Here is a 12,532-nt window from a genome sequence, read left to right as displayed (position 1 = left end):
CTGAGGACGGGTTGAAGGGCAAACGGTGACTGATATGTATATGGGTCACCGACTTAACTCCTTCAATCCCTGCACGTGAGCGTTCGTACTGTACAAGGCGTCCGGGCCGGGAGGCACTAAGCTCCGAGCATGACCGAGAGCGCATCTGCCGACACCCCCCAGGCCACCGCGGTGGCCTGTACCGAAAGCGAGCGGCGCTGGACTCTCGTCGCGGCGATCCTCGGATCGGGCATGGCTTTCGTCGACGGCACCATCGTCAATGTGGCCTTGCCGGCGATCCAGCGCGCCATGCAGGGGACGACCGCTGATGCCCAATGGGTCATGGAATCCTACGCGCTGCTGCTATCGGCACTCCTGCTGGTGGGCGGCGTGCTCGGCGACCGCTTTGGACGTCGCCGGGTCTTTGTCATCGGCACGATCGTATTCACGCTAGCGTCGCTGGCGTGCGCCGCCGCATCGGACGTCACGGCCCTGGTCGTCGCACGTGGGGCGCAAGGCCTCGGCGCCGCTTTGCTCGTGCCGGGGAGTCTCGCGCTGATCACGTCGGCATACCCCAAAGAGCGGCGCGGTCGCGCGATCGGTACATGGTCAGCGTTCAGCGCGGTGACCGCGGCCATCGGGCCAGTACTCGGCGGCTTCCTCGTCGAACACCTCTCATGGCACTGGGCGTTCCTTATCAACCTGCCGCTGGGCGTTGCGCTGGTGGCCATTTGCCAGTGGCGCGTGCCCGAGAGTCGCGGTGCGGACGCCGGGCGTATCGACATCGCGGGCGCCGGGCTCGCCACGCTGGGCCTTGCCGGTGTCATCTATGCGCTGATCGAGGCGCCTATGCTAGGGTGGTCAGCCACCGCGGTCGTGGTGGCGGGCGCCGTGGGCGCGATCGCCCTCATCGCGTTTGTGGTGGTCGAGCGGCGGTCTTCTTCGCCCATGCTCCCCCTTGCGCATTTCCGTGACCGCAATTTTTCAGGCGCGAACCTGCTAACCCTGCTGTTGTACGCCTCGCTGGGCGGGAGCATGTTCTTCGTGCCGCTCAACCTCATCCAGGTACAGGGCTATGGCGCCACGGCGGCGGGCGCGTCGCTGTTGCCGTTCATCGCCATCATGTTTGCCCTGTCGCGTATCTCGGGGCGGCTGGTCGACGTGGTCGGCGCGCGCCTGCCGCTGGTGGTAGGGCCCAGCGTGGCGGCGGTGGGATTCGCGCTGTATGCCTTGCCTGGCGTCGGCGATTCCTATTGGACCACCTTCTTCCCAGCGTCGGTTGTGCTTGGCCTTGGCATGAGCATCACCATCGCGCCGCTCACCACGACAGTGATGAATGCGCTGGATCCCTCGCTCGCCGGCACCGCCTCGGGCGTCAACAACGCGGTGTCGCGCGTGGCAGGCCTTATCGCGATCGCCGTGTTCGGCGTGGTGCTTACGCATGGGTTCGACGCGACCTTGCAAGGCGGTCTTGCCAGGATGCATCTACCCCGCGAGACGGTGGCGACCATCCTCGCCCAGCGCGCGAGACTGGCTGGCATCGAACTCCCCGCCGGTGCGGAAGTGGCGAGGCGCCTGGTGGATGAAGCCTTTGTGACCGGCTTCCGCCAGGTCATGCTGCTGTCCACCGCGCTGGCGGCGCTGTCAGCGCTCATTGCATGGCTGATGATTCGCGACAAGCCGAAGGGGTGATAGCCGCTTTCATTGCGGTGCGGCGCGTTCGTCTTTGTGAGCAGGTAACACGGACTTGCTGATGCGAGCTGCTACGCCGACGCTACGGCCGGCCAGGTTCGGCACGCTGTAGCGCATCGCCGTGCCCAGGACTTGCGCGGCTTGAGAGAGCGTGAGGCCGTAGTCCTGTTGCAGCCACTGGACCATGCCGCCACTGGCGGCTTTCAACGCTTCATCGAGCGAGCCCGCCTGGCCAAGCACCATGATCTCGTCCGGTGACTCGACGCGCGGCATCGATACGCTTCGTCCCTTGATGAGGTCCACGGTTACCGTGACATCCATCGATGTTTCCAGCGCGTACTGCGAGGTTTCCCCGTCGCCTTGCAGGGCATGCGCATCGCCGAAGTAGAGCAGGGCGCCAGGTTGCTGCACCGGAAGATAGACGGTGTTGCCTGCGACCACCTCGTTGAAATCCATGTTGCCTCCGTTACGACCCGTGTCACCGGTCGATAACGCCGGCATGCCGAAGCCGGGCGCGACGGCCAGGCCGCCCAACATCGGCTTTAGCGGAACGCTGTAGTGGGCAAGGGCGCCCGTCGCGCCGTCGGGTCGGGCGCGGTTGGCCTGGCGATCGAGGATCCAGCGTACGGGTTTGCCGAGATCGCCCGCCTTGGCGACGAGCGGGGTGGCGAGCGCGCGACCCACGATCGTGTCGAGGCTGTCGGCATAGTCGCGGTTCAGCGCGAGGCGACGGATATGCACGACCAGCGTATCGCCTGGTGTTGCCCCGGCGATGAAGAACGGCCCTGTCTGCGGGTTGCCGAACAAGGCACGCGTTTTGCCATGTTCGTCGACGCCGCCGGAGTCGATCGTGGTGGTGTGGATCGTGTCACCCGGCCAGACCACCAACACCGATGCGCGATCGGCATTCCACGTGTTGGAGTAGTCGGAGGGCACGAAGTCGACGACGCGTGGACCGCGCGGCCGTTCGGGAACGCGCCATCCCGTTACCTCGTGTGCAGCGCGTGCGGAGGGATCATTCGTATCAGGCAGATCGGCGTTGCCCGTGAGCCGCGTGCCAGACACGCGCAGCGTGTAGTGCGATGCATGACCTTCCGCGTCGGTGGTCGTCACCTGCCAGGCTCCGGACGTCTGTGTGCCTTCCATGCGGTCGCCATCGATATCGCCGGTGATCGTGCTGCCGGCCACGTTTGCGTTAAGCGTGGAGAACGCGGGAGAGCCCCATAGGTCGGTGCGAATGATCCAGGATTCCCCCGCCTGGGCCGATAACGCCGCGAACGCGGAAACGATAAACACGACCATACGGCTTGGCATCGGCGACCCTGCATGATTGACTACACGTGTCGTCAATCTAACGACTGACGACAGATGTAGTCAACCATGACCTTTGACTCAGAAGTCGTAGCTCACGCCGAATCGCGCATAACGCGGCAGCTGCCGGACCTGTGCCTGGCCGTACTGTGGATCAGCCACGCCCGGGTCGGTCTGTGAATACGGATAGATGTTGAGCGGCCGCTGCTCATTGGCGAGATTGAAGATGCTCGCGGTGAAGGCCAGCTTGCCGTCTGCGAAGGCCGGACGGTAGGTCGTCCCGACATCCAGCTGGCGAACCCACGGCAGGCGTCCGTGCGATCCGGGCGGCGAAGGCTTACCGTCGCAGTAGCGATACGCGTTGCCGTAACCGGAGGGATCGGTCAGGTCGGGACCGTAGAAGCCGAGGCAGGTCTTCGGTGCGCCGGAGACCAGGCTGAAGTTTGCGGAGACCAGCCATTCCGGTGTGATCTGGTAATACCCATACAGCTTGAGCTGGTGGCGATGGTCGTTGTTGGTGGGCCCGTTGGCGTTCTCCATGATGTAGCTGTTGTCCCAGTCTTCACTGGTGGAGGCCGCTGTCTGCTGAAGGTCCGAACGGAGCTGCCCTTCGGTATTGCCGTAGCTACGCGAAAACACGTAGTCGAGCTTGCCGTACCAGGTGCCATCGAACGGATGCTCGAAGAATCCCTCAAGCGAATAGTAACGGCGCTTGAGACCCTGGAAGCCCAGCTCCTTGTTGCTGAGCGGCACGTTTACCACGTTGCCGTCGGTATCGATCAGGTTGAAGGTATTCGCCCGGCCGGGATTGAACAGGTAGCAGCTGTTCGTGGATGCGACATCGTAGCCGAGCGCGGCGGCCTTCGCGGTGATCCGGTCCACATCGCAATAATCGTCGATGGCGCTGCGCAGGATGCGCTGCGTGGCCTTGGCACCGTAAACCCAGTTAGCGCCCGCGGTCTTCTGGAAGCCAAGGATGAACTCGTCCTGGTACTCCGATTTCAGCTGGTTCGCGGTGACGGTACGCGCATCGGGCAGGACGCCGTAGTAGTTATTCGACGACACCGGTGCGGAGAACGCCGTCAGGTTGGTGGGCAGGCCCTGACCATCGATGCCACCGTAGGTGAAGTACTGCGAGGTACTGAGTGCCGCACCGGCGGCGTTCAGGCCGGGATTGAGCGGCAGGCCCAGGTAGTAACGTCCGGCATTGCCGTAGACCTTGAAGCTGGCATCGCCGTTCACATCCCAACTGAAGCCCAGGCGGGGAGCCCATTGCGGTCGATGCTGGCTGACATAGGAATCGCCGTCGCGATTAAAGTTCTCGAACTGGTCGTTGCGCAGGCCGAGCGACACGAGCCATTGGTCACTGACCTGCCACTTGTCCTCGACATACTGGGCGCGCTGCGTGGCGCGCACGCTGGCCAGTGAACTCACGACATGGCGTACCACGTAGTAGCCCTGCTGGCCGTTGGGAATACCGCCGGTCGCCGGCACACCCAGGCCGGTGGAGATCGGCACGTTGGGATCAGCCTTGCCGTAGGACCAGTAGTAACCATCGGCCGAGGCGGTCGAGCCCTGGTCGATCGCCCGGGTCACCTGGTTGTCGATGCCCGCGCTCAGCGTGTGGTCGCCCAGCGTATACGTGATATCGAAGCGCGTGTTGTTGCTGCGCGTGCTTCGACCGGGGGCGATCACCGTTTGCACGGTCTGGTTGTTGCCGATGGGCGAACCACCGTTAAGGGCGGGATTCTGGTTGATCAGTCCATCCGCATACGTGAGCGAGCCATCATAGGCGCCGGGTTGATCGTACTGGTCCAGCTTCATCTTGCCGTACAGGGCGGAAATCGTGAGGTTATCGGTGATGTATCCCGTGTACTTCGCGCTCCACAGGTCACCGCCGGTCTTGATATTGTCCGCGCTGCCGATGCGCTCACCGCGCTGGAGCGCGGTGTAGTCGTAATCGTAGATCGTGCCCTGGGTCTCGCGCTTGCTGGAGGCGCCGGTCAGTTCAAGGATGTTGTTATCGGTGATGTTCCAGTCGACCTTGCCGTACCAGCGCGGCGAATCGTATCGGTAGTGGTTGTCGGGACTCACGCTATCCACGGCGTTATGCGTGTCGGCCTGCTCGCGCTCGAATTCGCCCGCGATGAAGAAGAACAGCTTGTCCTTGATGAGCGGGCCGCCCACGTAGCTGCTCACGGTGGTGACCCAGTCGCGGTTCTGCCGGTTGGGCTTGTATAGCGAGCCGGCCACCGGTGAAGCGGGCAGGCCATTGGTGTAGAAGGTGTTGACGGTGTCGGCGCGGGCGAAGTCCGGCTCCCAGAGGATCTGTGCGCCGTAGTGCCAGTCGTTGGTGCCGCGCTTGCCCACCTGGTTGATCACGCCGCCGTCGGAACGCCCGTACTGCGCACTGTAGCCGCCTGTATAGACTTCCTGCTGGTCGATCGCGCCGTAGGGCAGGGATATGCCGCCGAGGCCGCGCTGGGGATCGGTGACGTTGTAGCCGTTGATGTAGTAGGCGTTTTCACTGGCCGCGGAACCGCCAAAGCTGTTGAGGCGCTGGCCTGTCGGACCGGTGTAACCCCCGCCGTTACCCACCACACCGGGTGCAAGGCGCGCCACTTCGTCGGCATTGCGGGCCAACGGCAGCTTGGCCAGCTGGTCCGCGGTGATCACACTGCGTGAATCAACCGCCGCCACGTCGATCCGCGGCAGCACGTTGTCGGTCACTGTGACCGAATCGAGGTTCTGGGTGGCCCGCGTAACGAAGGATACGTCGACCGAGGCGCCGACGCGAAGCGTCACCCCGCCGCGTTTCTGAATGTCGGTGCCCGCTTTCTTCAACGTCACCGTGTAGGTGCCGAGCGGGAGCTGGCCCGCCACATAACGGCCTTTTTCATCGACGGACACTTCACGGCTGAGGCCGGAATCCCCCTGGACCAGCACGGTTTCACCGGCATCGACCGGGGCCTGGCCTGTGATCGAGCCCGTGGTGGACTGCGCGTTCGCATGGGCCGCGCCAAGAATGGCCACCACCGCGACGAACAGGCGGCTACGGGCGGAAAGAACGGCGTTCTGCTTCAAAACAACTTCCCCTTGATATCCGGAATGAGGCGCGGTGGCGGGCAATGCACATGTTGCAATGCGGGAGGCGCCACCAAGGAATATCGAATAGACGTCTATATGTCTAGACGTACATACGTGAAGTGTTCGTCACGAAGGAAACATAGCGTTTCCCGTGGCGAACACTGAACGCGAAAAAGGGGTTCCCATAGGCCGTATTTCGGCCTATGGTGGGGAGTTAACCCGGCAAAGCCTTAGAGGCCGCGGCGAGCATTGCGCTCGCGGGCTTCGGATTCGTCAATCGTGTAAATCGTCTCGGGAACCGCTTCAAGGCGGGCGCGGGGGATCGGCTCATCGCTCTCATCGGAGAGGCCATAAGTGCCCTCGGCGATCTTTTCCAGCGCGCGGTCGATCGCAGGCAGCCGGCCTTCGCTATGCGCGAGGACAGCTTCGTCGTTGGCCTGCTGGGCGAGGCGGTCGCCATCGTCGCCTTCATCCTGCGGCTCACCGCCAGCTGCGCCCTGCCAGGCTTGCTCATCCCGGCCGGCCGCGTTACCTACGGCGATGAGCTGGCGGCGAAGCTCGAGGAGCCGCTCTTTCTGGCGTGCGATGAAGGCGGGGTCGAGTTCGGTGTCTGACATGGTGTCTCTCCGTGGCTACAGCGGTGGGAAAGCGCGTTGTTTAGCAGGCTCCCCCGCCAACGGATTGTCAAATCACATCCCAGCCGTTGTAGGAGAGCGCTTGCGCGCGATCGCGCGCAAGCGCTCTCCTACAGTGACAAGGCTGCCGCGATGTACCCTGCGGCGATGCCGAAGGCCACGACCGCCAGCGCCAGCATGACGAGCAGGCGCCAAGGCAGCGAGCGTCCGAGCATGGCTAGTGACGGCAAGCTCACCGGCGGTAGCGTCAGCAGCAACGCCGCCGCCGGACCAACGCCCAGGCCCAGCGACAGCATGGCCTGCACGATGGGTACTTCGCCCGCTGTGGGAATAACGAACAATGTGCCGGCGATCGCGAGGCCGGCGATCCAGTACCACTCGTTACCGATGTCGGCACCGATATGCGGAAACAGCCAGGCACGAGCGGCGCCCAGGGCGAGCACGATCACGACATATTCGGGAATCAGGCGCACGGTCATGCGCACGAAGATCTCTGCCCAGCGCCGTGCGATATCGCCAGCTGCACGGGATTCCGCTTCAAATGGCTTATCCATGGGAACCGGGGTGGCCGGACCCCCCATGCGGTTAGCGAGCCAGCCAAGGCCAAACACCATCGGAATGGCGAGCGCGATGCGCAGGCCCACCCACTGCCAGCCCAGGACAAAGCCGGTGAAGATCAGCGTAGCCGGATTGAGCATGGTGTTGCTGAGCCAGAAGGCCACCGAGGCACCTGGCGCGGCTTGCTGCTTGCGCAGTCCGGCGACCACCGGTGCCGCGCAGCAGGTGCACATCATGCCTGGCACGCCAAGCAGGCCGCCGGCGACCGTACTGCCGAAGCCGTTGCTGCCGAGCATGCGCTGGATCGCATGGGCCGGGATCAGCGCCTGGATGGCGGAGCCGAGCAGCAGGCCCAGCAGCATGGCCTTCCAGATCGCCTTTCCGTACGCCAGCGCGTAGTCGACGGCGGCGCTCCACGATGGCGAGGGTGCCGAAGCGGCATCGCCCATCAGAATCGAGTGACCGATGGAATGGCTCGCCGCGGCGTCAAAAGCGCGGCCGTAATAGGGATACCACTTCACGTAAAACAGGCCAGCGATCACGAGCAGGGCGAAGACCGCCCAGCGAATGCCGTTGCCTTTTTGCGATATCGCGTGCATGGCTTTCCCCTCTGCCTCGACCGTCGCTATGCTGCACCCACAGGCACCGGCCGCGCTATCGCGTATTTGTATGGATCTGCCCATGAATTCCATTCGTTTGACGGAACTTGCCCATGGCGGTGGTTGCGGCTGCAAGCTGGCGCCTTCGGTGCTGCAGGAGCTGCTGGCCAACAAGGCCCCGGGCATGCCATTTGCGCAGCTGCTCGTGGGCAACGAATCCAGCGATGACGCCGCGGTGTGGCAGGTCGACGACCGCACCTGCGTGATCGCCACCACCGATTTCTTCATGCCCATCGTGGATGATCCTTACCAGTTCGGCCGGATCGCCGCGGCCAACGCCCTTTCCGATGTGTACGCCATGGGCGGCAAGCCGATCATGGCCCTGGCTATCCTTGGCATGCCGCTCGGCAAGCTGGATATCGAAGCGGTGCGCGCGATCCTGGCCGGCGGTGAATCGATCTGCGCCGAGGCTGGCATTCCTGTCGCGGGCGGCCACTCCATCGATTCGGCGGAGCCAATCTACGGCCTTGCTGCGGTCGGCCTTTGCCAACCCTCCGAGGTACGGCGGAACGCGGGCGCCCGGCTGGGCGATGTGCTGATTCTCACGAAGGGTATCGGCGTCGGCATCTATTCGGCGGCGTTCAAGAAAGAAGCGCTATCACCCGCGGCATATAACGAAATGATCGCCTCGACCACGCTACTCAACCGTATCGGCCACGACCTTGCCCAGGATAGCGACGTCCATGCGATCACCGATGTGACCGGCTTTGGCTTGCTCGGCCACAGCATGGAAATGGCACGGGCCAGCGGCGCTCGCTTGCGCATTGACGAAGCGCGCGTGCCATTCCTTGCCGAGGCCCAGGCACTGGTCCAGGCGGGCTTTGTCACCGGCGCTTCCAAACGCAACTGGGCCAGCTACGGCGATGGGGTCGCGTTGCCGGATGGCTTACCCGACTGGCGCCGCGACCTGCTTACCGATCCGCAAACCTCGGGCGGCTTGCTCGTCGCATGCGCGCCCGAACGAGCGGAATCGATCCGCGCGATGATCGAGGCGGCAGGCTATCCGCGGGCGAGCATCGTGGGCGAGTCCATCGCAGGCGCACCCGGCATCGAGCTCGGTTAACACGGCACTTTCTGTAGGAGCGCGCTTGCGCGCGACCGGGTCCGCCGCAAGCACCCATCGCGCGCGAGCGTGCTCCTACGGGGTGGCGGAAGAGCATGGGAGTCGAACCCACCCGAAACAGTCTGGCTGCCTCACCCGGATTTGAAGTCCGGACGCCCCACCGGGGACGTTGCTCTTCCATGGAACGGCGTTACGGCGAAGGTGCTGCGAACAAATCGAGGTAATCGGCGCGGATACTGCGGAGCGTGCCGCGATTGAGCATAACACCCTGTCTGTCGAAGAACTCCAGGATCTGAATCGCCACCTTGCGACCGTTATCGAGCCGGTCGCGGAACTGCGCGGCGGTGAAACGGCCATCGGGTGCGTGCGCCGCGATATCGGCGGCGATACGCAGCATCTCGTCGACCACCTCGCGTAGGAAGAAATGATCATGCGCGACCTCGTCGACCAGTCCACGCCGTGCCGCTGACTTCAGCCGCTGGCGAATGTCGCCTTCCGGGCGGCGGAGTGAGCTGGCGATGTCGCGCACACGTGGCGGCCGGAAGCGCTCGGTACCACCTAGCAGTGGCGCGATCGTCATCCATGCCGCTGCATCCTCGGGGCTGGCCTGTGGCACGTGATCGATAAGGCGGACGAACGCGCCGTCGCGGACCATCCGTGCGGCCAGCTCAGGGTGCAGCAACGCCTGGGCGAAGGCGGTGGCCGGCAGGCGTGGCTGGACCGCACGGCGCAAGGTTTCGCGCGGCATACCTTGCAAGTCAGGGTGTTCTGCGTGGAACACCGCCAGATGCTTCGCCATGGCGTCGATCCCACGTCGCCAGTGCGTAGGGCTTAGCGCGACCTGCGTGCCACCCGCGTCGAAGACCAAGGGCGACAGCCCATCGATCACGCGCGCCACGGCGGCTGGAGAAAGTGCACGGTCACGGGCGAATGCCACCACGTCGCGTGCATAAGGCGGAGTATCGAGCAGGCCTGCGAAGCTCACCCGTGGATCCGCCTCGGACCACGCGGCGCGTTCGGTCGCGCGTGCGGGTGTGCGCCGTTGCCGCGCCGGTGCGCGCAGATCCATGAAGAAGCCGCCACCGACCGTTCGCTGGGCCGTGGTATCGCGCAGCACGAAGCGATCCAGGGAGCTGGCGGCGATCGGGCGATCGAGTACCAGTTGGACGTCGGCGGTCTCGCCCGGTCGTAACTGTTCGCCTTCAAGCAACACGACGCGTACGCCGGTTTCGACCGAAGCGTGGTGCAGGCGTGCCGGAAACCATGAGGCGATCGCGCGGGGCTCGCCCGCAAGGAGGTGCAGGCGCGCATCGATGCGGTCGGTTGGCGCGTGGAGCAGGGGGTCGAGGACCATGTCACCGCGGCGGATCGCGTCCTTGGTCACGCCTGTGCCCGCGAGATTCAGCGCGACGCGGTCGCCTGCGTGACCTTTTTCGGCCTCCTGGTTCTGTGCGTGGATGGAACGTACGCGCGCAGCCAGGCCCAACGGGCTGATCATCACGGGGTCCTTCATCTGCACGGTGCCGGAAAGCACGGTACCCGTCACGACGACGCCGATGCCAGGAAGGGTGAATACGCGATCGATGGCCAGGCGGAAACGGGCGTCGTCACTATGCGCCTGGCGCGACCATGCCTCTGCCGCAAGCCGTGCCCGTAGTGCATCGAGCCCTTCACCGGTCAGAACCGAGACGGGAAGTACTTCCGCGGTCGCCAGCGTCGTCCCGGCGAGCGCCTCGCGTACTTCGGCTTCTACGGCGAACAGCCGTTCGGGTGACGCGACATCGGCCTTGGTCAGGGCGATGATGCCGTGGCGGATTCCCAGCAGGTCGAGGATAGCCAGGTGTTCGCGCGTCTGCGGCATGACCCCATCGTCGGCGGCCACGACCAGCAAGGCCATATCGATGCCGCTCGCTCCGGCGACCATGGTGCGAACGAACTTCTCGTGGCCGGGAACGTCGATGAAGCCGATCGTGAGGCCATCGGTGAGCGGCAGGTATGCAAACCCGAGGTCGATGGTGATGCCGCGGGCTTTCTCTTCCTTGAGCCGGTCACCGGCGATACCGGTCAGCGCGCGGACCAGCGATGTCTTGCCGTGGTCGATGTGGCCCGCGGTGCCAACGATCATGCGCGCGCGGCGAGGTTCGCGAGGAAGGACGCTTCGTCGGCTTCATCCAGGCAACGGAGGTCGAGCTGGAGCGCGCCCTCGGTGATGCGGCCGATGACGGGGCGCGGCAGTGCGCGCCAGGCCGTTGCAAGTGTATCGAGGGCGCGCTGGCTCCCTACGGAGCGGATGCGTAGCGCGGCGCTGGGCAAGGTATCGAGGGGCAGGGCGCCCGAGCCGACCTGGCTGGTGCAATCGCCGACCTCGACATGGAAGCCGTCGCCGATCTGTGCCGCCACAACCGCGCGTAGCCGTTCGGCTTGCATGGCGATGTCGTCGCGGGAGCGGGCGAGGAAGCGCAGGGTGGGCAAACGCTCGGCGAGGCGATCCGAGTCACGATACAGATGCAGCGTCGCCTCGATGGCGGCCAGCCGGATCTTGTCGACGCGTAAGGCGCGCTTCAGCGGATTGCGGTTGATCGCGGCGATCAGTTCGCGGCTTCCTACGATGAACCCGGCTTGCGGTCCACCGAGTAGCTTGTCACCGGAGAAGGTAACGAGGTGCGCGCCTTCCATGACCGCCTCGCGCACGGTGGCTTCGCGGGCCACGCCATAGGCCGAGAGGTCCACCAGGCTGCCCGAGCCCAGGTCATTGAGCAGCGGTACACCGGCGGCATGCGCTATGGCCGCCAACTCGCGCGCATCCACCTCCGCCGTGAAACCCTGGATGCGGTAGTTCGAGGTGTGCACCTTGAGGATGACGCCGGTGCGTTCGTCGATCGCGTTACGGTAGTCCGCGACGTGGGTGCGGTTGGTGGTACCCACCTCCACCATCACGGCCCCGGCGCGCGCCATGATGTCGGGCATGCGGAACGCGCCGCCGATCTCGATGAGTTCGCCGCGCGAGACGATGGCCCCCTGGCCCAGGGCCAGTGTGTTCAGGCAGAGCAAGACGGCCGCCGCGTTGTTGTTCACCAGCGTCGCATCTTCGGCACCGGTGAGTTCGCAGAGCAGGGCGCGGACGTGGTCATCGCGCTCGCCACGGCTGCCTTCGTCGAGGTCATACTCCAGGGCGACCGGGTGGCGCATCGCTTCGGTTGCCGCCTCAATGGCGGCTTCGGCCAGCAGGGCGCGGCCCAGGTTGGTATGCAAGACGGTGCCGGTCAGGTTGAACAGTGGGCGCAGGCGGGGCCGTCGTGCCTCGAGCCGCTCGCGTGCAGCGCTGATGATCATGCTGATATCGGCTGGCGCCGTGCCACCGGCGAGTACCCGTGTGCGCGCGTCATCGAGCGCCCGGCGGATAGCTTCGGTCGTGGCGGCACGCCCGTGCGCCTCAAGCAGCGGCGTCGCCTCGACCGTGGCCAGGACCGTGGCGACGGCGGGCAGGCGGCGCAGGGCGCCGCGTTCGGACTCAGCGATATCCATGCGGGGCAGCGTAGCCCCAACAC

Annotated in this window: 8 protein-coding genes and 1 tRNA gene; 2 read left to right on the top strand and 7 right to left on the bottom strand. The window is 65.0% G+C overall.

The genetic code is table 11. From position 1 onward, the window contains the following. Positions 1-129: 129 nt before the first annotated feature. Positions 130-1,671 (top strand): MFS transporter, encoded by a 1,542-nt coding sequence (locus tag VGN46_RS00410; RefSeq protein WP_331639445.1) that lies wholly within the window; start codon positions 130-132, stop codon positions 1,669-1,671. A 9-nt stretch (positions 1,672-1,680) separates the two neighbouring features. Here VGN46_RS00410 and VGN46_RS00405 read toward each other — a convergent pair whose 3' ends face one another. The 4 genes from VGN46_RS00405 to VGN46_RS00390 form a co-directional block, all read right to left on the bottom strand. Then, on the bottom strand, positions 1,681-2,985 hold the full coding sequence (locus VGN46_RS00405) for an acetamidase/formamidase family protein (RefSeq protein ID WP_331639443.1): 1,305 nt from the start codon (positions 2,983-2,985) through the stop codon (positions 1,681-1,683). 78 nt (positions 2,986-3,063) lie between these two features. Beyond that, positions 3,064-6,066, bottom strand: a complete 3,003-nt coding sequence (locus VGN46_RS00400) for a TonB-dependent receptor (protein ID WP_414675187.1) — start codon at positions 6,064-6,066, stop codon at positions 3,064-3,066. A gap of 233 nt (positions 6,067-6,299) precedes the next feature. Further along, complete coding sequence (locus tag VGN46_RS00395; RefSeq protein ID WP_331639441.1) at positions 6,300-6,686, bottom strand: TraR/DksA family transcriptional regulator; 387 nt, start codon at positions 6,684-6,686, stop codon at positions 6,300-6,302. A gap of 128 nt (positions 6,687-6,814) precedes the next feature. Then, on the bottom strand, positions 6,815-7,861 hold the full coding sequence (locus VGN46_RS00390) for a permease (RefSeq protein WP_331639439.1): 1,047 nt from the start codon (positions 7,859-7,861) through the stop codon (positions 6,815-6,817). 82 nt (positions 7,862-7,943) lie between these two features. On the opposite strand from VGN46_RS00390, the gene selD reads away from it, so the two are divergent. Continuing rightward, on the top strand, positions 7,944-8,984 hold the full coding sequence (gene selD / locus VGN46_RS00385) for a selenide, water dikinase SelD (protein ID WP_331639437.1): 1,041 nt from the start codon (positions 7,944-7,946) through the stop codon (positions 8,982-8,984). 83 nt (positions 8,985-9,067) lie between these two features. Here selD and VGN46_RS00380 read toward each other — a convergent pair. From VGN46_RS00380 to selA, 3 genes are all read right to left on the bottom strand, one after another. Then, positions 9,068-9,163, bottom strand: a tRNA-Sec gene (locus tag VGN46_RS00380). Between the two features lie 11 nt (positions 9,164-9,174). Beyond that, positions 9,175-11,109, bottom strand: a complete 1,935-nt coding sequence (selB, locus tag VGN46_RS00375; RefSeq protein ID WP_331639434.1) for a selenocysteine-specific translation elongation factor — start codon at positions 11,107-11,109, stop codon at positions 9,175-9,177. Next, a complete protein-coding gene (gene selA, locus VGN46_RS00370; RefSeq protein ID WP_331639432.1) occupies positions 11,106-12,509 on the bottom strand; it encodes an L-seryl-tRNA(Sec) selenium transferase in 1,404 nt (467 codons plus the stop codon). Before selA ends, selB begins: the two co-directional genes overlap by 4 nt. Positions 12,510-12,532: the final 23 nt, after the last annotated feature.

Origin of the sequence: Luteibacter sp. (assembly GCF_036500425.1) — a bacterium.
Taxonomy (GTDB): domain Bacteria; phylum Pseudomonadota; class Gammaproteobacteria; order Xanthomonadales; family Rhodanobacteraceae; genus Luteibacter.
The sequence above is the reverse complement of the archived record's forward strand: the minus strand, read 5'-3'. Positions and strand labels throughout refer to the sequence as shown.